This window comes from Kribbella polygonati, from assembly GCF_050320105.1.
GTDB lineage: Bacteria > Actinomycetota > Actinomycetes > Propionibacteriales > Kribbellaceae > Kribbella.
This window is the reverse complement of sequence record NZ_CP190129.1, coordinates 6,213,338-6,239,423: the sequence shown is the minus strand read 5'-3', so window position 1 is coordinate 6,239,423 and position 26,086 is coordinate 6,213,338. Positions and strand designations below refer to the sequence as shown.

At 69.4% G+C, this 26,086-nt stretch carries 29 protein-coding genes and 1 riboswitch; of the genes, 18 read left to right on the top strand and 11 right to left on the bottom strand.

The features are described from left to right. Positions 1–21 precede the first annotated feature (21 nt). The 4 genes from ACQHIV_RS29580 to ACQHIV_RS29565 all read left to right on the top strand — a co-directional run bounded on the left by ACQHIV_RS29580 (position 22) and on the right by ACQHIV_RS29565 (position 3,777). Complete coding sequence (locus ACQHIV_RS29580; RefSeq protein WP_427887133.1) at positions 22–825, top strand: DUF3152 domain-containing protein; 804 nt, start codon at positions 22–24, stop codon at positions 823–825. Between the two features lie 30 nt (positions 826–855). Further along, a complete protein-coding gene (locus tag ACQHIV_RS29575; protein WP_427887132.1) occupies positions 856–1,665 on the top strand; it encodes a hypothetical protein in 810 nt (269 codons plus the stop codon). Continuing rightward, entirely contained in the window at positions 1,662–2,324 is a 663-nt protein-coding gene (locus tag ACQHIV_RS29570; protein ID WP_427887131.1) for an alpha/beta fold hydrolase, read from the top strand. Before ACQHIV_RS29575 ends, ACQHIV_RS29570 begins: the two co-directional genes overlap by 4 nt. Positions 2,325–2,342: 18 nt before the next feature. Continuing rightward, positions 2,343–2,459, top strand: a riboswitch (TPP riboswitch). Beyond that, positions 2,455–3,777: a purine-cytosine permease family protein gene (locus tag ACQHIV_RS29565; protein WP_427887130.1), complete on the top strand. Its 1,323-nt coding sequence runs from the start codon at positions 2,455–2,457 to the stop codon at positions 3,775–3,777. Its footprint overlaps the riboswitch before it by 5 nt. Here ACQHIV_RS29565 and ACQHIV_RS29560 read toward each other — a convergent pair. Beyond that, positions 3,774–4,478, bottom strand: coding sequence for a flavodoxin family protein (locus ACQHIV_RS29560; RefSeq protein ID WP_427887129.1), 705 nt, complete (start codon positions 4,476–4,478; stop codon positions 3,774–3,776). The two genes, ACQHIV_RS29565 and ACQHIV_RS29560, sit on opposite strands and share 4 nt — an antisense overlap. 489 nt (positions 4,479–4,967) lie before the next feature. After that, positions 4,968–5,276 (bottom strand): HD domain-containing protein, encoded by a 309-nt coding sequence (locus ACQHIV_RS29555; protein ID WP_427887128.1) that lies wholly within the window; start codon positions 5,274–5,276, stop codon positions 4,968–4,970. A gap of 257 nt (positions 5,277–5,533) precedes the next feature. Between ACQHIV_RS29555 and ACQHIV_RS29550 the strand changes: the two genes are divergently transcribed. Next, the gene (locus tag ACQHIV_RS29550; protein WP_427887127.1) at positions 5,534–6,472 is read left to right on the top strand and encodes a 1-aminocyclopropane-1-carboxylate deaminase/D-cysteine desulfhydrase; all 939 of its coding nucleotides are present in this window, start codon (positions 5,534–5,536) and stop codon (positions 6,470–6,472) included. A 2-nt stretch (positions 6,473–6,474) separates the two neighbouring features. Here the strand turns inward: ACQHIV_RS29550 and ACQHIV_RS29545 are convergent, their stop codons facing one another. After that, complete coding sequence (locus ACQHIV_RS29545; protein WP_427887126.1) at positions 6,475–7,131, bottom strand: hypothetical protein; 657 nt, start codon at positions 7,129–7,131, stop codon at positions 6,475–6,477. A 312-nt stretch (positions 7,132–7,443) separates the two neighbouring features. Between ACQHIV_RS29545 and ACQHIV_RS29540 the strand changes: the two genes are divergently transcribed. The 3 genes from ACQHIV_RS29540 (at position 7,444) to ACQHIV_RS29530 (ending at position 9,849) form a co-directional block, all read left to right on the top strand. After that, positions 7,444–7,647, top strand: a complete 204-nt coding sequence (locus ACQHIV_RS29540) for a hypothetical protein (protein WP_427887125.1) — start codon at positions 7,444–7,446, stop codon at positions 7,645–7,647. A 133-nt stretch (positions 7,648–7,780) separates the two neighbouring features. Then, positions 7,781–8,908 carry a hypothetical protein gene (locus ACQHIV_RS29535; protein ID WP_427887124.1) on the top strand — a complete coding sequence of 376 codons (1,128 nt, stop codon included), beginning with the start codon at positions 7,781–7,783 and terminating at the stop codon, positions 8,906–8,908. A gap of 257 nt (positions 8,909–9,165) precedes the next feature. Further along, entirely contained in the window at positions 9,166–9,849 is a 684-nt protein-coding gene (locus ACQHIV_RS29530; RefSeq protein ID WP_427887123.1) for a class I SAM-dependent methyltransferase, read from the top strand. An 88-nt stretch (positions 9,850–9,937) separates the two neighbouring features. On the opposite strand, the gene ACQHIV_RS29525 is transcribed toward ACQHIV_RS29530, so the two are convergent. Beyond that, positions 9,938–10,504, bottom strand: a complete 567-nt coding sequence (locus tag ACQHIV_RS29525) for a methylated-DNA--[protein]-cysteine S-methyltransferase (protein ID WP_427887121.1) — start codon at positions 10,502–10,504, stop codon at positions 9,938–9,940. Beyond that, entirely contained in the window at positions 10,497–10,979 is a 483-nt protein-coding gene (locus tag ACQHIV_RS29520) for an RNA polymerase sigma factor (RefSeq protein ID WP_427887119.1), read from the bottom strand. The genes ACQHIV_RS29525 and ACQHIV_RS29520 overlap by 8 nt, the downstream gene beginning before the upstream one ends. Before the next feature lie 227 nt (positions 10,980–11,206). Between ACQHIV_RS29520 and ACQHIV_RS29515 the strand changes: the two genes are divergently transcribed. Genes ACQHIV_RS29515 through ACQHIV_RS29495 form a run of 5 tightly spaced genes read left to right on the top strand, consistent with a single transcriptional unit; the run spans position 11,207 to position 15,623 of the window. Beyond that, positions 11,207–11,737: a flavin reductase family protein gene (locus tag ACQHIV_RS29515; protein ID WP_427887117.1), complete on the top strand. Its 531-nt coding sequence runs from the start codon at positions 11,207–11,209 to the stop codon at positions 11,735–11,737. Beyond that, positions 11,727–12,770, top strand: a complete 1,044-nt coding sequence (locus ACQHIV_RS29510; protein WP_427887115.1) for an ABC transporter substrate-binding protein — start codon at positions 11,727–11,729, stop codon at positions 12,768–12,770. Before ACQHIV_RS29515 ends, ACQHIV_RS29510 begins: the two co-directional genes overlap by 11 nt. Next, positions 12,767–13,603 (top strand): ABC transporter permease, encoded by an 837-nt coding sequence (locus tag ACQHIV_RS29505; RefSeq protein WP_427887113.1) that lies wholly within the window; start codon positions 12,767–12,769, stop codon positions 13,601–13,603. Before ACQHIV_RS29510 ends, ACQHIV_RS29505 begins: the two co-directional genes overlap by 4 nt. Then, positions 13,579–14,289 carry an ABC transporter ATP-binding protein gene (locus ACQHIV_RS29500; protein WP_427887111.1) on the top strand — a complete coding sequence of 237 codons (711 nt, stop codon included), beginning with the start codon at positions 13,579–13,581 and terminating at the stop codon, positions 14,287–14,289. The genes ACQHIV_RS29505 and ACQHIV_RS29500 overlap by 25 nt, the downstream gene beginning before the upstream one ends. Continuing rightward, positions 14,286–15,623: an LLM class flavin-dependent oxidoreductase gene (locus ACQHIV_RS29495; RefSeq protein WP_427887109.1), complete on the top strand. Its 1,338-nt coding sequence runs from the start codon at positions 14,286–14,288 to the stop codon at positions 15,621–15,623. The genes ACQHIV_RS29500 and ACQHIV_RS29495 overlap by 4 nt, the downstream gene beginning before the upstream one ends. Positions 15,624–15,734: 111 nt before the next feature. On the opposite strand, the gene ACQHIV_RS29490 is transcribed toward ACQHIV_RS29495, so the two are convergent. Beyond that, positions 15,735–16,256 (bottom strand): zinc-binding dehydrogenase, encoded by a 522-nt coding sequence (locus ACQHIV_RS29490; RefSeq protein ID WP_427887107.1) that lies wholly within the window; start codon positions 16,254–16,256, stop codon positions 15,735–15,737. Next, positions 16,214–16,723, bottom strand: a complete 510-nt coding sequence (locus ACQHIV_RS29485) for an alcohol dehydrogenase catalytic domain-containing protein (RefSeq protein ID WP_427887105.1) — start codon at positions 16,721–16,723, stop codon at positions 16,214–16,216. The genes ACQHIV_RS29490 and ACQHIV_RS29485 overlap by 43 nt, the downstream gene beginning before the upstream one ends. Before the next feature lie 17 nt (positions 16,724–16,740). Between ACQHIV_RS29485 and ACQHIV_RS29480 the strand changes: the two genes are divergently transcribed. From ACQHIV_RS29480 to ACQHIV_RS29470, 3 genes are all read left to right on the top strand, one after another. Beyond that, positions 16,741–17,520, top strand: a complete 780-nt coding sequence (locus ACQHIV_RS29480; RefSeq protein ID WP_427887103.1) for a glycerophosphodiester phosphodiesterase — start codon at positions 16,741–16,743, stop codon at positions 17,518–17,520. 241 nt (positions 17,521–17,761) lie between these two features. Then, complete coding sequence (locus ACQHIV_RS29475) at positions 17,762–18,178, top strand: ATP-binding protein (protein ID WP_427887101.1); 417 nt, start codon at positions 17,762–17,764, stop codon at positions 18,176–18,178. 54 nt (positions 18,179–18,232) lie between these two features. Then, positions 18,233–19,204, top strand: coding sequence for a DUF5926 family protein (locus ACQHIV_RS29470; protein ID WP_427887100.1), 972 nt, complete (start codon positions 18,233–18,235; stop codon positions 19,202–19,204). 220 nt (positions 19,205–19,424) lie between these two features. Here the strand turns inward: ACQHIV_RS29470 and ACQHIV_RS29465 are convergent, their stop codons facing one another. After that, positions 19,425–20,624, bottom strand: coding sequence for an arginine deiminase (locus tag ACQHIV_RS29465; protein ID WP_427887098.1), 1,200 nt, complete (start codon positions 20,622–20,624; stop codon positions 19,425–19,427). Between the two features lie 44 nt (positions 20,625–20,668). Next, positions 20,669–21,259, bottom strand: coding sequence for a dihydrofolate reductase family protein (locus ACQHIV_RS29460; protein WP_427887096.1), 591 nt, complete (start codon positions 21,257–21,259; stop codon positions 20,669–20,671). A gap of 172 nt (positions 21,260–21,431) precedes the next feature. Here ACQHIV_RS29460 and ACQHIV_RS29455 point away from each other — a divergent pair, with 172 nt between their 5' ends. Both ACQHIV_RS29455 and ACQHIV_RS29450 read left to right on the top strand, forming a co-directional pair. Then, positions 21,432–22,232 (top strand): glycosyltransferase family 2 protein, encoded by an 801-nt coding sequence (locus ACQHIV_RS29455; protein WP_427887094.1) that lies wholly within the window; start codon positions 21,432–21,434, stop codon positions 22,230–22,232. Next, positions 22,229–23,764, top strand: a complete 1,536-nt coding sequence (locus ACQHIV_RS29450) for a DUF2029 domain-containing protein (RefSeq protein WP_427887093.1) — start codon at positions 22,229–22,231, stop codon at positions 23,762–23,764. Before ACQHIV_RS29455 ends, ACQHIV_RS29450 begins: the two co-directional genes overlap by 4 nt. Here ACQHIV_RS29450 and larC read toward each other — a convergent pair. Beyond that, complete coding sequence (larC, locus tag ACQHIV_RS29445) at positions 23,761–25,374, bottom strand: nickel pincer cofactor biosynthesis protein LarC (protein WP_427887092.1); 1,614 nt, start codon at positions 25,372–25,374, stop codon at positions 23,761–23,763. The two genes, ACQHIV_RS29450 and larC, sit on opposite strands and share 4 nt — an antisense overlap. Then, on the bottom strand, positions 25,374–26,081 hold the full coding sequence (gene larB, locus ACQHIV_RS29440; RefSeq protein WP_427896589.1) for a nickel pincer cofactor biosynthesis protein LarB: 708 nt from the start codon (positions 26,079–26,081) through the stop codon (positions 25,374–25,376). Before larB ends, larC begins: the two co-directional genes overlap by 1 nt. Between the last annotated feature and the right edge of the window lie 5 nt (positions 26,082–26,086).

The following is a 26,086-nucleotide window of genomic DNA, read 5'->3' as shown; positions in this document are numbered from 1 at the left end:
CAATCGGTAGGGTCAACTGTCATGACCTCCCGACGGCGCGGCCAGCACAGTCGTCGGAAGTCCTATCGCGGGCAGTGGCTGGTGGTGACGGCGCTCGCGGTGCTGGCGACGGTCGTGGTGGCGCATCCGGACATCACCCACCGCAGCAGCCTCGCGGCGCAGGCTGTTGCAGGAGTCAACGATGTCGCGGACGAGGAGCAGGTCGTCTCGGTGACGCCGACGCCGGTGCCCACGCCGACGCAGAAGTTCACCACGCCGCTGCGCCCGGCGCCGTCGTTGACGAAGAAGCCGAAGGTCTTCGCGTCCAGCGGGAAGCTCGCCGTCGTGCCTGGGTTCAGCAAGGCGAACGGGGTGCGCGACAAGCTCACTTACCGCGTGGAGATCGAGCAGGGCGTCACGGTGAACGGCGCCGAGGTCGCGGCGAAGATCCACAAGACGCTGACGGATCCGCGCGGCTGGCAGGCCTTGCACCCGGTGAGCTTCGAGCGTACCGACAAGCCGGACGCCGACCTGCGGATCATCCTGGCCACGCCGGCGCTGACCGACAAGCTCTGCCTGCCGCTCGACACCGGCGGCGAGGTGTCCTGCCGGGTCGAGGACCGCGTCGTACTGAACGCGAAGCGCTGGATCTACGCGATCCCCGCGTACAACGGCAACGTCGAGCTGTACCGCAGCTACCTGGTGAACCACGAGGTCGGGCACGCGCTCGGCCATGGGCACTCGACCTGCACCACTCCGAAGACCCCCGCGCCGGTGATGATGCAGCAGACCAAGGGCCTCGCGGGCTGCCTGCCGAACGCCTGGCCGACAGTCAAGGCGACCTGAGAGACTGGGTATGGACGGGAGGAGCAGCCGATGTCGTCACAGGACTTCCCGACGTACGGCCGGGAGAACGAGCCCGGCAAGCAGCAGCCGCCCGCTGAGGAGCACCACTACGCTCCACCCACGCCGTACGGCGACGGTTCTTACGGCCCTGGGCACCAGCCGCCGCAGGAGCAGTTCCCGTACGCACAACCTCAGCCGTACGGCGACCAGCAACCGCAGCAGCCGACGAATCCGGCGTACGTGCAGCCCCCGGCCTACCGCCCCGGCGCGCCGTACGGCCAGCCGTCGAACCCGCAGCCGAACGAGCTCCCGACGTACGGCCGGGCCGACGCTCGTGATCCCCGCGTCTCCCGCGTCCTCGGGCTGGCGGCGTTCATCGCCGCGATCTACGGCCTGCTCGTCCTGACTGTCCAGCGCGTCGCGCTCCGGGAGATCTCCCAGGCGCCCGGCTCACCGCTCAACCACCCGCTCCGGACCGACGTACTGGACGCGATCGGCCAGCTGCTGCTCGTGGTCGTCGGCGTCGCCGGGCTGGTGATGTGGGTCCGCGACCTGCTCGCCCGCCGGAAGGCCGGCACCAACCCGAAGCCGCCCGAGCTGGTCGGCCTGCTGGCCGTCGCGGTGTCCGCGATCCCGATCCTGGTGTGGCTGATCATCGTGCTGTCCACCGGCCTCGGCGGCAACGACGGCGCGGTCCACCGGCTGCCCGCGGCGTACGGCTGGGGTGGCTTCGGGCTGCTGCTCCTCGCCGTCGGGTTCTTCCTCGGGTACCGCGAGCTGCGCCCCGACCTGCCGAACCCGGTCGTCAAGGCGCCGCCGGCCAAGGCTCCCTGGGAGTGAGCGCACCGGTCGTCCTCGTCCCCGGTCTGGGCCTCGGCCCCGAGTCGTACGCGCGGACAGTCGAACACCTCACCACGCCGTACCACGTGGTTACGCTTCCCGGGTACGGCGAACCGGCGGGCTCGCGGGAGGACCTGCACCCGCGGGCGCTGGCGGTCGTGCTGGCGGACAAGATCCGCGAGCGGGCGGTCCTGGTCGGCCACTCCGCCAGCTGCCAGATCGTCGTCGAGACCGCGGTCCGCTACCCGGAGCTGACGCACGCCGTGGTGCTGATCGCCCCGGCCGGCGACGCCCGGATGTCCAGCTGGGTCGACCGAGCCGTCCGCTGGCTCGGCTCCGCCGTACCCGACTCACCGAAGCTGATCCGTACCGTGACCCCGCAGTACGCCCGTACGACGCTGCCGTCCATCGCGAGGGCCGGTGAGGCGGCCCGCCACCACGACCTGGCGGAGGTCATCTCCCGGGTCAAGGCGCCCGTACTGATCGTCCGCGGCCGGCACGACCTGCTGTCGACCGCGGAGTGGGTCGAACGGCTCGCCGAGCTCAGCCACGGCGAGGCCCGCACGCTGGACACCGGCGCCCACATGCCGGTCGTGACGAACGGCCCGGAGCTGGCCGCGCTCATAGAACGAGCGGCCGCTCTTCCCTCGACCAGCTGACGAGTTAAGCTTTTCCGCACAAACCTATGCGGGAGCTCGCACCGAGATGCGCGGGCTGAGAGGGCGACAGCTGGGTCGCCGACCGCCTGAACCTGACCGGGTAATGCCGGCGTAGGGAGTGGGGTCACTCATGACCGATACGACTGTTCGTTCTGCCGGTACCGTCGAGGCGCCGCTGGTCCTCACCACGGACGCGCCGCGCACGCTCGGGTTCTTCCCGCAGTTCACGCTCTGGGCGAACCTCGGGATCTCGCTGTTCGGACCGGTCACCGGCGCGCTGGTCGCGGCGTACACCGGGTCACTGGCCCAGGGCCTGCTCGCGATCGTCGTCGGTTGCGGGCTCGGCGCCTTGGTGCTCGGCGGCTCGGCCGTGTTCGGCTCGCACACGGGCGCGCCCGCGATGGCGGCGCTCCGGGGCATCTTCGGGCGGCGCGGGTCGATGGCGCCGACCGTACTGAACATCGCGCAGAACATCGGCTGGGCGACGATGGAGATCATCGTGATCTCGCAGGCCGCGGTCGCGGTGACCGGGCCGAAATGGCGTTGGCTGTTCGTCCTGCTGGCCGGGTTGGTCGCCACCTCGATGGCCGTACGTCCGCTCGGCAGCGTGAAGCTGCTGCGGAAGTTCATGGTGTGGCTGGTGCTGATCGCGTCGGCGTACCTCTTCGTCCAGGTGCTCACCAGGCCGGTGCACGCCCTGCCGCAGGACAACGTGTACGGCTTCTGGCCCGCGGTGGACCTGGCAGCCGCCGGTGTGGTGTCGTTCGCCCCACTGGCCGCCGACTACACGCGGCACTCGCGTACGAACAAGGCGGCGTTCAGCAGTTCCGCACTCGGGTACGGTCTGGCCGCGGTCATCTACTACGCGCTCGGCGTGTTCGCGGTGGCGACTCTGCAGACGAACACCGACAACGTGATCACCGCCCTCGTCACGCTGCCCGCCGGCGCGATCGCGCTCTTCGTCCTGCTGGTGGACGAGGTCGACGAGGCGTACGCAAACGTCTACTCGACGACCATGTCCCTGCACAACCTGATCGGCCACATCGACCGCCGCTGGATCTCGGTCGCCATCGGGGTCGTTGCCACCGGCATCGCGATGTTCATTGACCTGGGCAACTACACCCAGTTCCTCTACCTGATCGGCTCGGTCTTCATCCCGCTGTTCGCGGTCGCGATCGCCGACTTCTTCCTGGTCAGCAAGATGAAGTGGGACGTGTCGAGCACGGCGAAGTTCCGCTGGCAACCGGCCGTCGCCTGGCTGATCGGCTTCATCGCCTACCAGCTGGTGAACCCCGGCACGGTCGCCGGCTGGTCCCCGTTCTGGACCGACCTCCAGCAGACCATCTTCAACCACCACCCGGTGCCGGGCTGGCTGGGCGCGACATACACCTCGATCGTCGTTTCGATGTTCGCCGCCGTCCTGCTCGGCCGGATCCGGCGGCCGGTCGGCTAGCGGTACTCGGGGTTCTCGAAGTCGAAGCGGCAGCCGGCGTCCCACTCGGACCGCTGGTTGCCGTGCGCCGGAAGCCCGCCGGCGTCCTTCAGCATCCTTGCCAGGTGCAACAAGTTCCAGGTCATGAACGTGGTGTTCCGGTTCGTGAAGTCGTTCTCCGGGCCCCCGGACCCCTCGTCCAGGTACGACGGCCCCGGCCCGGCCTCGCCGATCCACCCGGCGTCGGCCTGCGGCGGGATCGTGTACCCGAGGTGCTGCAGCGAGTAGAGCACGTTCATCGCGCAGTGCTTCACCCCGTCCTCGTTCCCGGTGATCAGACAGCCGCCGACGCGTCCGTAGTACGCGTACTGCCCGTGCTCGTTCAGGATCGACGAGTTGCCGTACAGGCGCTCGATCACCCGCTTGGTCACCGAACTGTTGTCACCGAGCCAGATCGGCCCCGCGATCACCAGGATGTCAGCCGCCATCACCTTCGCCTGGATCGCGGGCCAGGCATCGGTCGCCCACCCGTGCTCGGTCATATCCGGCCACACCCCGGTAGCGATGTCATGGTCCACGGCCCGCACCACCTCGCTCCCGACCCCCTGCTTCTCCAGGATCCGCCGGCTAACCTCCACCAATCCCTCGGTGTTACTACGCTCCGGGGACCGCTTCAGCGTGCAGTTGATGAAAAGTGCGCTCAGATCGTCGTACGTCGTCATCTCGACTCCTCCCCGCACCCAGTGTGCGCGCCGAGCCGAAGGTGCGACATTACGTGGCGAGAAACATCTGCCCTGAACGCGTCCCCGAGTACGCCGCCCGCCGCTGGCTCGGCCGGGCGGTCGGGTAGGACACACAAACAGAAGGTGATAAGCCCGGCGGTGCTCCGCCCGGCTCCTTCGTCGCCGTGCTCCGCGCCGCTCCCGCCCACCCGTGACTGTGCCTACGTACTGAGGAGTGACTGCACAACTCGGTCGGCTCGCACCAGACCCGGACAGCGAAGGTGATGAGCCCCCCGGTGCTCCCACCCACCCCGGACTCTGACGAAGTGCCAGGGCAGAACTGCGCCACCTGACCGCCCGTCCTGCACGTGGCAAAGTCCTCTGACATCAAGGCGCCCACATATTCACAGTGTGAGAGGTCGTCGGTGCCACCGCCACTGCGTCAACTTGGGTTGGGTCGGACCTCGCCAGACGTACGGTCGCCGACTGTCAGCGATCGCGCCAGGCGAGGGGTGAGGTCTGAAGTGCTGCTTCGGCGAGGCGGCGGCCGAAGTCGGTCTGGATTCGGGCGCGGGAGGACTCGATCCAGCCGGTGACGCGCTTGTGGCCGGCTTCGCCGTACTCGACCGCCTGCATCAGGCACTCAAGGCGATCGGCGTCTTTCGCGCAGCGAGCCTCGATCGTCTCGGCGGCTTCGTACTCGGTGACCGCTTCCCCTGATGCTCTTCGCAGCCGCCTCCGGAAGGACAGCGACCTGGTCCTCGGTGATGCGTTCGTTGCTGACGACTTGCGAGTCATGCCACATCCCGAGGTACGCCGCCCGCGCCGGGACGCTGCCCTCCTCGCTGGCATCAGAGCCGCAAGCTGTGCGACCCGCAGACTGTGCTCTGCGACGGGCTCAGGGCCACTGACGCCGACATGCCACCCGGCGCGACGGAGCCGCTTGAGTACGCCCATCATCGGTTGGCCAACTGCACAGCACACCGCAGAGCGTTCAACTCTACGGCGCAGTCCGCCCGGCGGGGTCCGAGATGAAGCATTAGACGTTCCATGGCGTGGGTGAAGCTCTATGGTCGTGCGATGCTGGGGCGGTGGGTGAAAGAGAGTCGCTCAGCCTTCGATTGCCCTCGCCGGTGTTCGAGCTTCCAGACGATCGCCTGACGGCGGCAGGTGTGCATGTTCTGTTGAAGCGTGACGATCTGATTCATCCGGAGTTTCCGGGGAACAAGTGGCGGAAGTTGAAGTACAACGTCGCTGCCACGCGGGAGCTTGGCCTCGGCACGTTGCTGACGTTCGGCGGTGCCTACTCGAACCACATCCGGGCCACGGCGGCGGTCGGGTACTACGGAGGTTTCGCCACGATCGGCGTCATCCGCGGCGAGGAACATCAGCCCCTGAACCCGTCCCTGGAGTACGCCGTCAGGCGCGGCATGCAGCTGACCTACCTCGACCGGACGACGTATCGTGCAAAGACCTCGAAAGCTGTCATTGACGGTCTGCGCCGCGAGTTCGGCGCGTTCTATCTGCTTCCCGAAGGCGGCAGTAATACGGAAGCTCTACGCGGATGCGCGGAGATCCCGTCGGAACTGACGGAGTCGTTCGATGTCTTGTTCTGTGCGGTCGGCACCGGCGGGACGCTGGCCGGCGTCGCCGCGGGGCTGAGCCCGCAGCAGTCGGCCGTTGGTGTCCCGGTGCTGAAGGGCGGCGGGTATCTGGAGCGGGAGATCATCGACCTCCAGACGTCGGCGTTCGGTGCGCGCTCGGGCAGTTGGCGGCTCGAGTGCGATTACCACTTCGGCGGTTATGCGAAGCGAACAGCCGAACTGGACATGTTCATCGAGGACTTCGCGGGGAGACACGGTCTGTTGCTGGACTGGGTCTACGAGGCGAAGATGATGTACGCGCTGTTCGACCTGGTGGAGCGCAGGGCCTTCGCTCCCGGTACGACGATTGTTGCCTTGATCAGCGGATCGGCCGAAGTTCCTGAGGTGTGATCTCAGTCGTACAGCCAGTCCAGCTGCCAGTCTCCGGTGTTCACTGCGAACCGCTTGCCGAAGCCGAGCCAGCGGCCCGTCATGGAGCGTCCGTGGGGACTGACGACGAGTTGGACGGCCCCGTGATAAACCGCGCCGCGGTAGTAGCCGGCCGGTGCGGTCCGCTCGGTCCAGGTGCCGGTGGCGATCGCGCCTCGGACGGACAGTTCCAGCGCGAGCCTGGATTCCTGCTCGGCAGGATCGCTGGCAGCGATGATCCGACCTCCCGCGTGGCGTAGTCGGACGACGTGCTCGCCTTGGAGTTCCTTGTTGCGGCCTGACGAGTAGTACGTGTACGAGGAGTGCCATAAACCGGTGAGGTTTCCGCCAGCTGTCTGCGCAGAATCCATTTCGCGGAAGTCCGCCAGGTCCACAACGAGGTCTGCAACCGAGCACTGGTACAGCTGAGCCATTCTCGCCAGGACGTCCAGCGATGGCGCGTAACCGGTCGTGGCAGGCCATTGTTCCCAATACGAGAAGTTCTTGAAGGTCCTCGGCTCATCCGGCCATCGCTGATTCCACTGCTCGGCCGCTTCACGCTGGCTCCAGCCGTGTGCCAGACGAAACGCCACGCGCGGGTTGACGCCGTACCCGTCGGCGAACGTGTCAGCGATCTCCACCCACGTCGAGCCTTGGGCGCGCAGGTCCGCTGCCCACTGCCTGCGTGCTTGTCGCAGGCTCGGGCTACCACTTGGCCTGGCCGCCGAACTAGTACTCACCGTACTCATGATGCCACGGAACGTCCCTGTTCAACGGGGAGGAGTTGGGGAAGGCTCATTGGTCGTCTCGGTGGTTTGGCTGAGTGGTTGGCGACAGGGTTGGGGGTAGGTCAGGGCGGCGGGTGAGCCCCGAATGCGCAGGCGGGTACGTCGTTCTCCTGCCCTGTCGCCCTGGCCGTTCCAAACAACCTTTCCGTACGACGGGGACGAGTGATGACCGAGCAGATATCTCAAGGCGTTGTCGCCGGCGTGCGCCAGGTTCTCGATGCGGGATGGTCGCCGGAGCAGACCATTCGGGCGATCCGACGGCTGCTCGATCCGCCGGGTCCACCGGTGCCGGTCCAGCGGACGGAGCGCGGCTGGCCGGTGCTGCGGGCGTCGACGTGGGACTGCCATGACGATCCGGAGCTGCCGTGACTCGCGGAGATGCCGGCGCGTCGGCCGACAGCCAACCCTGTAGGAGGATCGTCATGACCACTGCCTCGCCGGGCTGTTGGGGTGTGCGCCGTGCCGGTGAATGCGCCCCGCTGGCTGATCTGCTGGAGATCAGATGACGACCAATCGGATCGACCCGCGTGGTTGGCGGTGCCGGGCTGCCGAGATGGTTGCCTCTGTCAAGGAGAAGGGGTACCTCGGCGACCCGCGCCTCGAGGCGGCGTTCGCCCAGACTCCACGGCACCACTTCGTACCTGAGTTCCTGCGCCTGGATGTCGATCCGGAGGGTGCGGCACAGGTCGTCGGTGTCGTCGACGGGACCAGTCCGGAGTACCTGGATGCGCTCTACTCGGATCAGGCGTTGATGACACAGACCAAGCCGGTTCGAGGGCAGCCGGGCAGCTTTGTGTGGAGTTCGTCGTCCTCGATGCCGTCGGTCATGGCGGACATGATCGAAGAACTTGACGTGCACCCGGGCCTGAGGGTGCTGGAGAGCGGCACAGGTACTGGTTACAACGCGGCCATCCTGTGTCACCTGCTCGGCGATGCAGCCGTGACCACGATCGAGATCGACCAGGAACTGCTGTACGCCGCCATCGATCGCCTGGCGGGGGTGGGCTATCACCCGTCTACGGAACCGGCGCCGCGTGGCTACGACCGAATTCTCGCCACTCATGCGGTCGACCAGGTGCCGCCCGACTGGATTACCTGGGCAAGACCGGGAGCGATCATCCTGACCGACCTCCGGCCGCCGTCGAACACGCAGGTCGGTGCCTGGCTGAAGCTGGTCGTCGACGCCGACGGTCGGGGTGCGACGGGGCGATTGATGCCGCCTCGGGGGTACTTCATGAGCGCCCGGCGGGTGCCCGAGTTCGCGGACGATGGTCAGAATCTGCCTGAGTTGACCATCGAGGAGCACCAACACCGGGCTGGGCTGATCGAACGGCGGGATGTCCGGGTCCCGCCCGATGTCCTTGATGACGCGGCGTTCGCCTTGTACAGCTGGCGGCGGAATCTTGATATCTGGTCGTGGCGCCAAGACGGCGAAGTCACCCTGAGCGCAGCTGACGGTTCGTGGGCACAGGTGGGAGGTGACACCGTCAGTCTCATCGGCGACCGAGATCTCTGGGCCGACGTGGAACACACGTATGCGGACTGGCGAGCCTTCGGCCAGCCGCCGATCACTGACTGGACCGTCAGAGTCACCTCCGACGGGTCCACAGAGGTTGTACTTCCCGGTTGATCAGTTCCAAACAGCGTGACCGGAGTGGTCGTCAAGGTGGTTCGGCTGGCTGGTCATGAGGCGGGTGTTCGAACTGCGCAGCGGGTGCAGTCGGGTTGTGCGGCCACCCGTAGTGCGGAGGCTCAGTCCGGGGTGGGTGGGAGCGGTGCGCAGCGCGGCGACGAAGGAGCCGGGCGGAGCATCGCGGGGCTCGTCACCTCCCCTCTTACTGATGGGCGCTGGACAACTGACCCGGGCGGAACGGGATACTGGCCCTCATGCTGAACTCCGCACTGCGTAGCCGGGCCGAGTACGCGGAACTAGGGGCCGATGGGTTGGCCGCGCGTACGACGCCTGAGCGGGACGCGGTGATCGTGAAGGCGGTCGAGGAGCTGCTGGTCGGGCGGGAGACCGTGCTGGACCTGTGTTGTGGGTACGGGCGGATCGCGTTGCCGTTGCGGCGGGGCGGGAAGGTGGTGCGGGCGCTGGACATCTCGCCGAACCTGCTCGAGGCCGGTCGGGCGCAGGCTGCCGAGGAGGAGCTCGCGATCGACTGGGCGATCGGGTCGATGACCGACCTGCCGTACAAGTGGGACTCGTTCGACGCGGTGATCTGCCTGTGGACGGCGTTCCACGAGTTGTTCGCCGAGGACGAGCAGATCTCCACGATCTGCGAGATCTCCCGGGTGCTGAAGCCGGGCGGGATCGCGATCATCGAGGGACCGGTGTGGGGGCCGGCGACCGCGGGTGAGATCGCCAACGGGATGCGCCAGGGGCCGGAGCACCGGATCGTCACGACCGAGCACGACGACAACCGCAGCAGCGTGCACTTCATCCACGACGAGATCAGCTACGGCCGGCTCTGTGCGGCCGCCGGGATCGACGACTACAAGGTCTACAAGCGCGAGTGGGGCGGCCGTCGCCGGCTCATCCTCGAGATCCACGCCCCGGCAGCTGGTTGACGTGTAAAAGAAGCAGATCCCCACTCCACACTGGGGATCTGCTCCTTGGCGGTCGAGTCTAGATCCATTCCGGACGACTCCGGAAATGTCAGCTTTTTGCTTCCAGATTCAGCAAGAAGCGCTTCGCGTCCAGCCCGCCCGCGTAGCCGGTGAGCGCGCCGTTCGCGCCGATCACCCGATGGCACGGGAGTACGACGCACACCGGGTTCGCGCCCAGCGCCGTACCGACCGCGCGGGCCGCCTTCGGCTTGTCGATGCCGACGGCAACGGCGCCGTACGTCGTGGTCCGCCCGTAGCTGGTGTGCTCCGGCAGGTCCTCGAGCACGAGCCGCTGGAACGGCGACGCGAGCACCAGGTCCACGTCCAGCTCGAACGCGTGCCGCCGGCCGGCGAGGTACTCGTCGAGTTGCCGCCGTACGTCGTCCAGCGGCCGCGGCTGGCGCAGTACCCGCGGGGACACCGCGCGGGCGAGCCGGGCGGTCATCGTCTCCTCGTCGCCGAACGAGCTCGCGACGACCTTCCCGTGCGCGACCGCGAGCAGCATCGTCCCGATCGGCGTGTCGTGCAGCGTGTAGGCGACGTCCGCTTCCGGGAACGCCGGCGGTTTCAGGTCGGGCGTGGTCAGCCGGGTCAGCCGGCTCTCGAGATCAGTCATCGTGTACTCCGAGTTTCGTGCGCAAGGTCGCCAGCGCGTCGCTGACCAGTCGGCGCGACGCGGCGGGCGTGGTGTCCAGAGCGGCGGCCACACCGTGGTGGTCCAGGTCGCCGACGTACTTCAGCGTGATCGCGAAGCGTTGCCGCTCCGGCAGTTCGTTCACCGCCCGCCAGAGGTCCGGGTCCGGCCAGGCGGCGGCCTCCGGGCCGTCGACCGCGACCGGCGGCGCGTCCTCCAGGGGGCGCTGCGGTTTCCGTGCCCGGTGTACGTCGGTCGCGCACCGGGCGGTGATGGTGAGCAGCCAGCCGCGCAGGTTCTTCGCCGACTTCAGCGCCGGGTACGCCGCGTACGCCTTCTCCCAGGCGCGCTGCGCGACGTCGTCGCCGTCCTGCCCGGCCATCGCCCGCGCCAGCCGCGCCACGTCCCGCCAGTGCTCGTCGACGAGCGCCTGGAACGGTGGAAGCCCCGTAGTCATCACGTAAGTAGAACGCACACCCACTCCGGCGTGTGAGTCCGGATCACGAGATTGTCTAGTTGTGCAGTAGACAATGGTGCGAAGATAGCTGACATGACGACGACCCACCTCACCCGCCGTCGCGTCATCGATCTGCTGCGGACGGCGAGCGCCACCTGTCGGTGACGCGGGCCCCAGCCACTCCGGCGAACTCTCGCCGCTCACCCCTTCCTATCCGAGGGAGAGTCATGTCCGTACCCGCCCTTTCCGTCGTACCCGATTGCGCCGAAGAACGGATCGTCGACGCCGACGTCTACAAGTCCGTGTTCCGTCGCCACGCCGCCGGCGTCGTGGTGATCACCGCGGACGCCGGCCACGGCCCGGTCGGCTTCACCGCCACCTCGCTGGTGTCGGTGAGCCTGCTGCCGCCACTGGTCTCGTTCGCGATCGCCACCAGCGCGTCCAGCTGGCCGACCGTGAGTACGGCGCCCAGCCTGGTGATCAACTTCCTGTCCGCCGACCAGCACGCGATCGCGGGCCGGTTCGCGACCAGCGGGATCGACCGGTTCGCCGCGCCGACCCGCTGGTCCCGGCTGGCCACCGGCGAACCCGCCCTCGACGACGCCCCGAGCTTCCTGCGCGCGCAGGTCGAGCACCGTTTCGCGGTCGGCGACCACTACCTGGTCGTCGCCCGCCTCGCCACCCACACCGAACGCCGTGAGCACGAGTCGCTGCTCTACCACGACGGCAACTACGCGAAAGCCCACCATGTCCAATAGACGTCTCATCACAGCCCTCGCCCTCCTCGCCGTCGCCGTCACCGGCTGCAGCGCGAAGACCGACGACGGCGCCGCCAAGCTGTCGCTCGACGCTGCCCTCCCGACCACGGTCCCGGATGGCACCAAGATCGTCGTCGGCGACCCTGCCACCGAGGTCGCGCTGAAGCTCTCGGGCCAGTACGACAAGGTCGCGAAGTACGTGCAGTTCGCGAACCTGAGCGGCGGCCCGCAGACCACCGAGGCGTTCCGGGCGCACGCGCTCGACCTCGGCTCGGTCGCCGAGATCCCGGCGATCAACGCGACCTGGACCGGTCTGAAGGTGAAGATCGTCGCCTCCAAGTTCCGGCAGGACCCGATCGACCACCCGATCTACAAGCTCGGCATCGCGCCCGGGGTGTCGGTGAAGACGCTCGGCGACCTGCGCGGCAAGAAGATCGCCTACAGCCCGGGCCAGGCGCAGGGCGCGCTGATCCTGAAGGTGCTGCAGAAGGCCGGGCTGACCAAGGAGGACGTGAAGCTGGTCGAGCTGCCGTCGACCGGTGACGTCTACTCGAACGCGCTCGCCTCGAAGCAGGTGGACGTCGCCCCGATCGGCGGCGTGCAGATCAAGCGGTACCTCGCCAAGTACGGCAAGGACGGCGCGTCCACGATCGACCACGGCCTGCGCGACGACGCCGGCCACCTGTACGGCCCGGTCGAGTCGCTCGAGGATCCCGGGAAGGCGGCGGCGATCCGTGCGTACGTCGCGGCCTGGGGCATCGCGCAGGAGTGGATCGACAAGCACCCCAAGGAATGGATCGAGGGGTACTACGTGAAGGACCAGGGCCTCAGCGCGGCCGACGGGCAGTGGCTCGTCGACAACGCCGGGCACCCGGACATCCCGGCCGACTGGAGCGACGCGATCCAGCGGCAGCAGCAGACCATCGAGCTGCTCGCCAAGGAGACCGGCAACCCGGTGATCCAGGCGAAGGACCTGTACGACCTGCGGTTCCAGACCGTCGCCGCGGACGCGATCAAGGCAGGTGCCAAATGAGCGCGACCACGCTGCCCGGGCTCCGCACCCGGGCCGCGGCGAGTCCCGTCGTACGGCGTCGTCGGCTCGGGCCGGGGAGGCCGATCAGGTTCGGCGCCGCGATCGGACCGGTACTCCTGCTGGTGATCTGGAGCGTCGGCTCGGCCGCTGGTTGGATCGACCAACGGATCCTGTCAGCACCGTGGACGGTGGTCAGCACGGCCGCCGAGCTGATCTCGGACGGCCGCCTGCAGTCGAACCTGTGGACCTCCGCCCAGCGGGCCCTGATCGGACTCGCGCTCGGTATCGTCGCCGGCGTCGTACTCGCGCTGATCTCCGGCCTGTCCCGCCTGGGCGAGGCGGTGCTCGACGGCCCGATCCAGATCAAGCGGGCGATCCCGTCGCTGGCGTTGCTGCCGCTGCTGATCCTCTGGCTCGGGATCGGCGAGTCGATGAAGGTGGTCACCATCCTGCTCGGGGTGTTCGTGCCGATCTACATCCACACCCACAACGGCCTCCGGACGATCGACAGCCGGTACGTCGAACTCGCGCAGACCGTCGGGCTCTCGCAGTGGGAGTTCGTCCGCCGCGTCGTACTCCCGGGCGCATTGCCCGGGTTCCTGCTCGGCCTGCGGTTCGCGGTCACCGGCGCGTGGCTGTCGCTGGTGGTCGTCGAGCAGATCAACTCCACCAGCGGCATCGGCTACATGATGGAGCTGGCCCGCACGTACGGGCAGACCGACATCATCATCGTCGGCCTGGTCGTGTACGGCGTCCTCGGCCTGCTCTCCGACGCGGTCGTCCGCCTGATCCAGAGGAGGGCGCTCTCATGGCGCCGAACGTTGGCCTCGTAACCGTCCAGGTCCGCGACCTCGTCCGGCGGTACGACGAGCGCGCCGTCCTGGACGGGCTCGACCTGGACATTGCGCCGGGCGAGTTCGTCGCACTGCTGGGGAAGAGTGGTTCCGGGAAGAGTACGTTGCTGCGGGCCCTCGCCGGTCTGGACTATGACGTCGAGGGGTCGGGTGAGATTGCCGTGCCGCAGAACGTTTCGGTCGTCTTCCAGGACTCCAGGCTGTTGCCCTGGGCAAGGGTTCTGGACAACGTCGTGCTCGGGCTGGGAGCGGTCGAGGACCGCGGCCGGAAGAGCCTCGAAGAAGTCGGGCTGGCCGGCCGGGAGAAGGCGTGGCCGAACGAGTTGTCCGGTGGTGAGCAGCAGCGGGTCGCACTGGCGCGGTCGCTGGTGCGTGAGCCCGAGCTGTTGCTCGCGGACGAGCCGTTCGGGGCGCTGGACGCGTTGACCCGGTTGAAGATGCATGCGCTGCTGCGGCAGTTGTGCGCCGCGCACCAGCCCGCCGTACTGCTGGTGACGCACGACGTCGACGAGGCGATCGTGCTGGCCGACCGGGTGATCGTCCTCGACGCCGGCCGGATCGTCGCCACCGAAGTCATCGCATTGAGTGCGCCGCGGAGTGCGGCCGATCCAGGATTCGCCGCGGTGCGTGCGCGGCTTCTCGACGCCTTGGGAGTTTCGGTATGAGCAGGCAGTTGCACCTGAACGCGTTCCTGATGAGCACCGGGCACCATGAGGCGTCCTGGCGGCTGCCGGAGAGCGACCCGTTCGCCAACACGTCGGTCGAGCACTACCAGAAGCTGGCGCAGCTGGCCGAGCGCGGGCTGTTCGACTCGATCTTCTTCGCGGACTCGCCGGTGCTGTTCGGGAACGTCGGACGGCGGCCCGCCGGTTCGCTGGAGCCGACCGTACTGCTGACCGCGATCGCGGCCGTCACCTCGCGGATCGGGCTGATCGCGACCGCGTCCACGACGTACAACGAGCCGTACAACCTGGCGCGGCGGTTCGCCAGCGTCGACCATGTCAGCGGCGGGCGCGCGGGGTGGAATGTCGTCACCACGGCCGGCCCGGAGGCGGCGCGGAACTTCAACCTCGCCGACCAGCCCGCGCATGCGGAGCGGTACGAACGGGCGGCCGAGTTCCTCGAGGTCGCGTACCGGCTGTGGGACTCGTGGCAGGACGACGCCGCGATCGCGGACAAGTCCGAGGGTGTGTGGGCCGTCCAAGAGCGAGTCCAGCCCATCGATCATGTCGGGCGGCACTTCCAGGTACGCGGACCGCTCAACGTGCCGCGGTCTCCGCAGGGGTATCCGCTGATCGTTCAGGCGGGTTCTTCCGAGGACGGGAAGGGCTTGGCGGCGCGGTACGCCGAGGCGGTGTTCACCGCGCAGCAGACGCTGGAGGACGCGCAGGACTTCTATCAGGACCTCAAGGCGCGGACGGCAGCGCTCGGGCGGGACCCGTCGACGATCAAGATCCTGCCCGGGATCGTGCCGGTGATCGGGTCCACGGTCGAGGAGGCGGAACGGCTGGAGCATCAGCTGGACTCGCTGATCCGGCCGGAGTACGCGCGGCTGCAGCTGGCGCGGACGCTGCGGGTGGCGCCGGAGGACCTGCCGTTCGACCAGCAGTTGCCCGCGGAGCTCCCGGACGAGGACGAGATCGAGGGCGCGAAGAGCCGGTACACGCTGATCGTCACGCTCGCCCGCCGGGAGAAGCTGACCGTCCGCGAGCTGATCGGCCGCCTCGGCGGCGGACGCGGCCACCGGACGTTCACGGGGACGCCGGACCAGGTCGCGGACGCGATCCAGCACTGGTTCGAGGCGGGCGCCGCGGACGGGTTCAACGTGATGCCACCCGTACTCCCGTCCGGTCTGCAGACCTTCGTCGACGAGGTGATCCCGATCCTGCAGGCCCGCGGCCTCTTCCGCACGGAGTACACGGGTACGACACTCCGCGACCACTACGGCCTCCCCCGGCCCGTGGGCCGCACGCCCGCCCTGCAGGAAGCGACCGCCTGATCCGTTGGTGCTGGGCCCGTCAGGTGGCCGGCCCAGCATCAGCTCGGACCGCCAGGCCATCACAATCGCCCCGCGGCCCGGGGGTGCCCGCTCAGCGAGCCGCGCGGGCGCTCATTGTGATGGCCTGGAGATCCGCACCACGAGCTTCCCGACTGCCGCGCCGTCCTGCATGATGCGGTGGGCCTCGCCGATCTCGTCCATCGTGAAGACGCGGTCGATGCGGATCGGGAGTGTGCCGGCCGCGACCAGGTCGACGTACCGCTGGAACGCGTCGGCGGGCAGGTCCGAGCTCTCGCCGCCGTACGCGGTCAGCCGGACCCCGTTCGGGAGGTAGTCCATCGGGTAGAAGTCGGGGATTGTCCAGGAGTCGCTGAGCATTCCGGTGAAACACACAGTCCCGTGCACCGCCGTCGCTTTGAGGGTGTCCGGGAGAACATTCGTCCCGACCAGTTCGAGCGCCGCGTGGACACCGCCCGGGAGAGTGGCCCGGACCTTTTCCGCAACGTTGCCGTCGTCAACGATCGGATAATCGACCCCGAGCTCGCGAAGCACCTGCACGCGCTCCGGATTGCGGGTCGTCGACAGCACGGTCAGTCCGTGTTCCTTGGCGAGTACGGCGGCCGCGACGCCCACGGACGACGTACCGCCGCGAACGAGCAGCGACTGCCCCGGCTCGATCGCCAGCCCGGTGTAGAGCGAGCAGGGGCGGTCTGCAGCATCTCCGGCAGCGCGCCGAGCGTCGCCCAGTCCAGGTCGGTCCGCACCGGGATCACCGACGCCACCGGGACGACGGTGTACTCGGCGTACCCGCCGTCGTACGCGCGGCCCATCCCGCCCATCATCGCGACCACCTGCTGTCCCGGGGCGAACTCGCCGCCCGGCGCGAGGTCGACGGTGCCGGCCGCCTCGATCCCGGGGATCACCGGGAACTTCGCGTTCGTCGCGAGCCCGGCGCGGAGGTGGTACTCCGACCGGTTCAGCCCGAACGCCTCCACCTTGATCCGCACCCACCCGGTGGGCGGCTCGGGCACCGGGACCCGCCGTACCCGCAGTTCCTCCGGCGGCACCGGACCGTCCAGCACGATCGCCCGCATGTCCATGTGACAGAGTTTCTCCCATGCGGAGCATCCCGCGCGTCGTCGCCCATCGCGGAGCCAGTGCGGTCGAGCCGGAGCACACGCTCGCGGCGTACCAGCGAGCCATCGAGTACGGCGCCGACGGCCTCGAGTGCGACGTCCGGCTGACCGCCGACGGGCAGCTCGTCTGCGTCCACGACCGGACCATCGAACGTACGTCGAACGGCACCGGCGTGGTCTCGAAGCTGACCCTCGCCGAGCTGGAGCGGTACGACTGGGGCTCCTGGAAGAACGGGAACGACGTCCAGCCCGTCCTCACCCTGGAGACGCTGCTCGAGACCGTCCGGGACGCCGGCCGACCGGTCGAGCTGGCGGTCGAGACCAAGCACCCGACCCGGTACGCCGGCCTCGTCGAACGCCGGCTGGTCGAGGCGCTGGACCGTTTCGGCTGGGCCCGTCCGCGGCTCGGAACGGAGTCGCCGGTCCGGGTGATGAGCTTCTCCTGGCTCTCGCTCCGCCGGATGCGGACCCTGGCGCCCGGCCTGCGAACCGTGCTGCTGATGGACAAGATCCCGCTGCGCTTTCGCGACGGAACCCTCCCGGGCGGGGTGTCGTACGCCGGTCCGAGCCTGGCGATCGTCACCGCGAACCCGGAGTACGTCGACCGCGCGCACAAACACGGGCACCAGGTGCACGTCTGGACCGTGAACGCCGAGAACGACGTCCGGCACTGCCGCGACATCGGGGTCGACGCGGTAATCAGCGACCGCCCGGACCTGGCCTTGCGGGTACTGGGGGAAGATGTAGGACGCCGTACCTGACCTGCGGGTTTGTGACACGCCGGGACGGAATTGTGTGGTTTGTGTCACGCTGGTGTGGATACGTAGCGGGGTGAATGCGGCCGGTTATTGCAACGTTCAATTCCGTCGATTTCGTTACGGTTTCCGGGTGTTTAGGCGGGCGGTCGTAGAGGCTGTGTAACGGAATACTCGCGGGTGTTTTCGGGGCCTGGTTCGTGGGCAGAAGTCCCAGTGGCTGAACCGATCATCGAGGAGACCCTGCTTGTCCTCTGCGACCCTGCCCGCCGACGTCAGCGTCGTGGACGTCGTACTGCCGCACGAAGTGTCCGCGGTAGCGGACGCCCGGCGCCGTCTTGGCGCCTACCTGAAGCGCTACCGGGTCGCCCGCGCCGCCTCCGACGACGCTCAGCTCGTGCTGTCCGAGCTGCTCTCGAACGCGATCCGGTACGCCCCGCCACTGCCCACCGGCGACGTCCGCGCCGCCTGGTGGATCGACAAGGCCGGTATCCACGTGGAGGTCACCGACGGACGCGGCGACACCGAGCCGCGGCGCATCACCGACCCGCACCCCGAGTCCGTCGGCGGCCGCGGGCTGGCGATCGTCGACGTACTGACCACCGGCTGGGACGTCCGGACCGCCGCCACCCACCGCACCGTGCACGCCACCATCCCGAACTGAGCCAGCCTCGCCCGGTTGGCTCTGGGGTGGTGCGGGCTGTAAGACTGCGGGGTTATGGGAAAGAAGTCGCGGCAGCGCGCGCAGAACACGACTCCGACCGTCACGCTCGACCCGGCCGACCTGGTCGACGTCGGCCCGCGGGAACCCTGCCCGTGCGGCTCGGGCAAGCGGTTCAAGCAGTGCCACGGCAAGGACCGCGCCCAGGCGGCGGACGCGTTCGTGGTCCGGCCGTTCGAGGGGCTGCCGTCGGAGTGTGACCTGATCGCGTTCCGCGAGATCGTCCCGTCCGGCAGCGTCCAGGTCGAGCTGGTCGGCGACAACGCCGGCAAGACCGTCAACCTGGTGACGCTGCTCCCGATGGCGATGCCGGGCCTGGTCCGCGACGACGAGACGATCTGGATCGGCCTCCAGACGCACGCGTCCTCCGGCGACCCGAGCCGCGACCTCGGGCACGCGATCACCGCCGCGCTGCACACCGAGCCCGGCAACCCGATCCAGCTCGGCGACCTGATGAAGGACGGCCCGCGGCTGCAGGACCTGATCGACACCAGCAAGCCGTTGGAGGTCAAGGTCCACGAGGGCTTCGACTTCTGGGTCGGCGAGAACGTCGAGGACCCGACCGGCGAGGTGGCCGCCGGCCTGGAGCGGGCGAACGCGGCCGCGGCCCCGACCGTACGGCTGGAGTCGGTCGACGCGGCGTACTGGACCCAGATCGGCGACCGGATCTACCTGCGCTGGGTCATGCCGCACACCGAGGACACCCTCCTCGACGCGCTGGCCCGCCTGCATGCCGCCGGCTCGTCCGCGCTGATCGCCGGCAGCCGCCTGATCGGCTCCTTCCGCGCGCTCGGCGTACTGGCCCCGGTCTGGGAGCTGCCCGCCGGGACCGAGGCCGCCGACGTGGAGACGCCCGCCGCCGACTTCGCGACCGCGCTGGAGAAGGCGCTGGCGACCGAGGCGCCGCTGACCACCGAGGAGCGGGCCGCCAAGGCCGGCTTGGCCAGCCGCCAGCTCACCATCCGCTGACGACGCGAGAACGCCCCCTCGGCCGCGGCTGAGGGGGCGTTCTGCTGACTTACAGTGGTCTAGGCCATGATCGTTCAAATTGGCCCAGAAACGTGGACGGCCCAAGTCCTGCTGACGGGGGAGCAACAGGGCCTGGGCCTAGGCATGAAGATTACCCAGGAAGCCCCTCCGCCACAAGCCCCGATTTCACTCCGCGTGTCGCCGGCCTCACGGGCGTGCGTCAGGAGGCCAGCGGAGCGCGCAGTACCGGGCAGGACATGCAGCGCGGGCCGCCGCGCCCGGAGCCGAGTTCGGAGCCGGAGATCCGGACGACCTCGATGCCGGACTCCTCGAGGCGGGCGTTGGTCTCGACGGTGCGCTCGTACGCGATGCACACCCGCGGGGCGACCGCGAGGGTGTTGTTCCCGTCGTCCCACTGCTCGCGTTCGGCGGTGACCGGGTCCAGGCCGGTGTCGATCCGGCGCAGGGTGTCGATGCCGAGCGCCTTCGCGGCCGCGACCAGGAACGGCTCGGGGGCGGCGATGTGCAGCTCTTCGCCGTTGCTGGTGACGGCGAGCGCCTGCATGTGCTCCGCCATGTTCGGGTACATCAGCACCGCGTCGGTGTCGACCATCGTGCAGACGGTGTCGAGGTGCATCGTCGCCCGCTGCTGCGCGATCGGTACGGCGAGCACCGTGTGCGCCAGGCCCTTCGCGAACACCCGCCGGGCCAGCCGTTCCACCCCGGCCGGCGTGGTCCGCTCCCCGACCCCGACCGCGAGTACGCCGGGACCGAGCGCGAGGACGTCGCCGCCCTCGACATGCTCCAACTGGTGGTCGTACACCTTGTCCGCGCCGGCGAACCGCGGGTGGAACGTGTAGATCAGCTCGGTCAGCTGCGTCTCGCGCATCCGGGCCGGCATCGCCAGCGAGGTGACCGCGACCGAGTCCCGGATCCAGACGCTGGAGTCGCGGGTGAAGAGCAGGTTCGGCAGCGGGTCGATCAGGAAGTCCTCGTGCGCCAGCAACGACGTCACCAGCCCGCCGGAGTGCACCTCGTCGTTGCGTACGCCGGCCATCAGCGCCTCGGCCAGCGCCGCCGGGTCGAGGTCGCCGAGGGAGGCCCGTAGGTAGTCGCGGAGGGTGTCGCCGAGCCGCAGGTCCTCCGTCGCGCCGGCGACCGCCTGGGCACGGGCCTCCGGATGGTTGAGTGACTCGGTGAGCAGCTCGCCGAGGTACAGCACCTCGACGTCGCGGTCGCGGAGGGCCTGGGCGAAGGCGTCGTGCTCGTCCTGCGCCCGGCCGACCCACGGGATGCCGTCGAACAGCAGCTTGTCGTTGTTCCGCGGGGTGAGCCGCCGGAGCTCGTTGCCGGGCCGGTGCAGCATCACCGTTCGCAGCCGGCCGACCTCGCTGTCGACGCCGTACGTACTCACAGCCATCTGTCCACCCTACTCCCGACAATGTGTCTGATTGTCCGACAATATCAGTCGCGGATGCGGTCGTAGAACAGGCAGAGGGCGCCGGACTCGGTGGGGGTGCTGGCGGTGAGCGTCCAGGACGTGGCCGGCAGTCCGTCCTCGAACAGGCGGGCGCCGCCGCCGACCAGCTCGGGGTCGAGGGTGATGCTGAGGCGGTCGATCTCGTCGGCCGCGAGCAGCGCGCGGATCACGCTGGAGCTGGCCAGCACGATGATGTCGCCGCCGTCCTGGGCGCGGAGTTCCTTCACCACGTCCGCGGGCTCGCCGTCGGCGATCCGGGAGTTCTGCCAGGACGCCTCGGTCAGGGTGGCGGAGAAGACGACCTTCTCGGTCTCGTTCAGCCAGCGGGAGAATGTCCGGTCCTGCGGTGCGGCGTTCTCGTCGTCGGCGACCGACGGCCAGAAGCTGCCGAAGCCTTCGTAGTTCTTCCGGCCGAGCAGTGCGGTGGTGGCCGGGCCGGTGACCCGGAGCATGTGCTTCCGGGCGCCCTCGGTGATCGCGTGCGGAACGATCCAGCTCATGTCGTAGTCGCCGCCGGGGCCGTTGGTGCGGCCGTCGAGCGAGAGCGAGAAGTTCGCAACCACGGTGCGGGTCATTTCGGGTACCTCTTCCGGTCGGGTTCTGCTGATGTCTCAAATCCTGCGGCCCCCGCCGCGGCGGAACATCTGCCAGCTGGCCGATATCGCCGATCGTTCGAAAGAACGAATCTCCACAGGTGGCCGATACTGAGGAGATCGATCGCCTGCCGAGGAACTAGGCTGCGGTGCTGTGCCCGGTGATGCTGTGCCCAACGAGAAGCCCGACGACAAGGAACCGTTCGAGCGCGCCGTCGCCTGCGTGATCCCGGCCAAGGACGAGGCCGGCCGGATCGCGGCGACCGTCGACGCCGTGCACAAGATCATCGGTGTCGACCTGGTCGTGGTCGTCGACGACGGCTCCACCGACCGGACCGCCGAGGTGGCCGAGCAGGCCGGCGCGGTCGTCGTCCGGCACGAGCGGAACCGCGGGAAGGCGGCGGCGATGGAGACCGGCGCGGCGGCGGTCGCCGAGCGCGACGGCGCCCGCCCGCGGCACCTGCTGTTCCTGGACGCCGACCTCACCGACACCGCGACCGCGGCCGGGCCGTTGATCGAGCCGGTGCAGACGGGCCGCGCGGACATGACGATCGGGACGCTGCCGGCACAGGTGCGTGCCGACGGGTCGAAGGCCGGCGGCCACGGGTTCGTCGTACGGCTGTCGCGGGCCGGGATCGAGGGGGCCACCGGCTGGGCGCCGGAGCAGCCGTTGTCGGGGCAGCGGTGCCTGACCCGCGCCGCGTTCGACTCCGCCGTACCGCTGGCCGCCGGGTTCGGGGTGGAGACCGCGCTGACGATCGACCTGGGGCGGAAGGGCTTCCGGATCGTGGAGGTGCCGATCGAGGTCCGGCACCGCGCGACCGGGACCGATCTGCGCGGGCAGTTGCACCGCGCGAAGCAGTACCTGCACGTCCGGCGTGCGCTCGCCGCCCGCAGTGCGCTGCCCGCGGACGGTGGGGGGAGCAGCCGGTTCCCGTGGAAGTCCGCGCAATGAGCGACCTCGAACTCGGACGGAAGTACGGTCGCCGCGCCGTCGCCCTCTACCTCGCGTGTACGGCGCTGATCGTCGCGGTCGGCCTGCTCGGACCGTCCGTCGTCGTACTGACGCTGACCAACCGGCACCCGTGGCTCCCGTCGTACTGGTTCGACGCGAAGCCGAACGACTGGCTCGTGTCGGTGATGATCTACGTCGCGATCCTGCTCGGCGGGTACGGCGTCTTCCTTGCCACCAAGGCGTTGCGGCACGGCTGGGCGCCGCGCGTCGACCGGTTGATTGCCTTGGGCATCGGTACGACGGCGGCCGTGACGCTGGTGCCCCCGATGGCGTCGGGCGACGTGCTGATCTACGCGGCGTACGGGCGGATCATGTCGCTCGGCGGCGACCCGTACACGGCCTCGCCGGCGGACACCATCCGGCTCGGGTACGACCCGGTGATCACCGCGACCGAGCGGCCGTGGCAGGGCGCGCGCAGCGTGTACGGGCCGATCGCGACCTGGGTGCAGTGGCTGTCCTCGCTGATCGGCGGCGACTCCGCGCAGCTCACCGTGTGGATGCTGCAGCTGTCGATCGCGATCAGCCTGGTCGTCACCGGGCTGCTGCTGGTCAAGCTGGTCGGCAAGGACCTGCCGGCCAAGCGGCGCGTGATCATGCTCAGCCTGGCGAACCCGCTGCTCCTCTGGGCGGTGCTGGCCGGCGCGCACAACGACTCGATCGCGGTGATGTTCGCGGTGATCGCGCTAGTGCTGTTCCGGCGGCACGTGTTCCTCGCCGGGCTGATGCTCGGCGTCGCGGGCTGCACGAAGCTGTCGATCGGCCTGGTCGGCATCGCGATGCTGTGGGCGCTGCGGGCCGACCGGCGCAAGTGCCTGTACTTCTGCGGCGGCGGCGCGATCGCGATGGGCGGGCTGTACGCGATCGTCGGCCTGCAGGCGTTCCAGCAGGCGCGGTCGCAGACGTCGTTCATCTCCACCGGCACGCCGCACAAGGTGCTGCTCAGCCTCTTCACGCTGTTCCTGCCCAACGGTCTGGTCAGGACGGTGATCGCGATCCTGGCCTGGGTCGGCCTGATCGTGGTCGCGATCCTGCTCTGCCAGGTGTTCCCGAAGTCGTTGGTGCCGCAAACACATCCGGACGACCCGACCCCGGCCGCGATCCGGTACACCGCGATCTACGCGATCGCGTGGTCGCTGACCGCGATGTACTCGCTGCCCTGGTACGACGTGATCGCCTGGGCCGCCCTGGCCGCGGTCGCCGCGTCGAAGGTCGACGGGTTGATGGTCGTCCGTACGACCATGCTCGCGATCGCGTACGTCCCCGGCCGGGACCCGCACGCGCGGCAGGTCGCGGCGAGCCTGTCGGACTCGCTGGAGTTCTTCAGCTCCCGCCTCCGCGACACCCTCTGCCCGGCGATCGAGCTGGCCGTGCTGATCGGTCTCATCGTCTGGGCCCGCCGCAACGGGGCCCAGTGGTGGCCGTACGAATGGCCCCGCCGCAAGCAGGTCGCGGAGAAGGCCGCCGCGAGCTAGCTCCAGAGGGCCTCGGCGGCGGCGATCGCGCGGGCGAGGACGTGTTTGACCGGTTGGCCGAGTTCGGCGGCGGCCGCGACCACGTCGTCGTACTCCGGCTGCACGTTGACCACCTGACCGTCGTACCTGGCGATCTTCACGCTGATGGGGTGGCCGTCGAGCTTGATCGTGCTGAACTCGCGGTCGGCGGCGTGCTTGCGGATCGGGTACTCGCGGAGCCCGATCGCGGAGGTCTCGGTGAGCACGACCCGCCGTACGGCGTCGGCGTTCGCGCTGGTGACGAGGACCGAGAGGGTGTGGGCGGGACGGCCCTTCTTCATCAGGATCGGCGTCAGCCACGCGTCCGCGGCGCCCGCGGCCAGCAACTTCGCGAGCACCTGCGGCCAGAGCCGCGGGTCGAGGTCGTCGACGTTCGTCTCGTAGACGAGCTCGGTCGCCGGCTGGTCGGTCGAGTCGCCGAGGATCACGCGGAGGATGTTCGGCACCTCGACCGGGTCGCGTCCGCCCGCGCCGACGCCCGTCGCGGTGACGCGCATCGGCGGCATCGCGCCGTACTCGTCGGCCAGCGTCGCGAGCAGCGCCGCCCCGGTCGGAGTGGTCATCTCGTACGGCGCGGTCCCGCCGAGCACCGGCGCACCCGCCTCGGACACCAGGTGCAGCACCGCCGGCCCAGGGATCGGAATCCCGCCGTGCTGTCCCCGCACCTGCTTCCCACTCCCGAGCGCGATCGGCGAAACCACGACCCGCTCCACCCCGAGACTCACCGCGGCAGCAGCCACCCCGACGATGTCCGCGATCGCATCCAACGCCCCAACCTCATGAAAGTGCACCGTCTCCGGCTCCACCCCATGAGCCGCCCCCTCAGCCCGAGCCAACCGCGCGAACGTATCAATCGCCCGCTCCCGCACTTGCTCCTCAAGCGCGGCCTCCTCCAACAACCGCCGCACCTCCGCCCAAGCCCGAGTCGGCCCAGAGTGCGAGTGCTGGTGCGAGCCACCCGCGGAACCACCGCCTTGCCCCTCACCCCCCACCCCCACGCTCTCGACGCCCGCACCCGCGCCCGCGCTCTCGACGCCCGCGCCCGCCCTCTCGACTCTCGCGCCCGCGCCATCCCCAGCGCCCGCGCCATCCCCATCCCCAGCGCCCGCGCCATCCCCAGCTCCAGCGCCCGCGCCCGCCCCAGCTCCCGCGCCCGCTCCAGCTCCCGCGCCCGCGCCAGCTCCCGCGCCATCCCCAGCTCCAGCGCCCGCGCCAACTCCAGATCCAGCGCCCGCGCCAGATCCAGCAGCGGAGCTCTCCGCCGCGCTAGCTCCTGCGTCTGCGGCGTCAGCCGCGGGGGCCTCGTGGCCGTGACCGTGACCGTGGCCGTGCCCATGCCCGTGACCGGCGTCCGGGAAGTTTTCCGGGTGGGGGGTGCCGTTGACCTCGACTGTTGCCTTGGTGGCAGCTATCTGGTGGCGGGCGGTCTGCGTGACCGTCACCGACAACGACGGGTCGACGGCGGCCACCGCCGCGTTCACGTACTCCAGGTCGGCGCCCGCGGAGAGCAGCGCCCCGAGAAGCATGTCGCCGGACGCCCCGGCGGAGCAGTCGAGCCAGGCTGTGCGCATCAGGCGTCCTTCGTCTCGCGCGGGCTGGACTGCCGGGCGACCCGCGCCGCGAACACCCCGGCCCCGAACCCGTTGTCGATGTTCACGACCGTCACCCCGGGCGCACACGAGTTCAGCATCCCGAGCAGCGCCGCCAACCCACCGAACGAAGCGCCGTACCCGACCGAGGTCGGCACAGCCACCAGCGGTACACCGACCAGCCCGCCGACGACGCTCGGCAGCGCCCCCTCCATCCCGGCGACCACGATCAGGCAGTCCGCGTCCGCGAGCCGCTCGCGCACCCCGAGGATCCGGTGCAGCCCGGCCACGCCCACGTCCGTGATCACGTCCACCCCGGCCCCGAACACACGAGCCGTCGTCGCCGCCTCCGCCGCGACCGGCGCGTCCGACGTACCGGCCGCCACCACAGCCACCGTCCCGGACTGCCGCGGCGGCTCGCCGAGGACCGCCGTACGCCCGACCGGGTCGATCACCGCCGCCGGCAGCGCGGCCGCGACCGCCTCCTGCGCCTCGTCCGTCAACCGGGTCGCGAGTACGGCGTGCCCCGGGTGGGTGGCGTGCAGGGTGCGGAGCAGTTCCACGACCTGAGACGGCGTCTTGCCCGCGCCGTACACCACCTCGGCGTCGCCGGTACGTTCCAGCCGGTCGGTGTCGAGCCGGGCGTACCCGAGGTCGTGGACGCCCGGTTGTGGGCCCTGATCAGGCATATGTG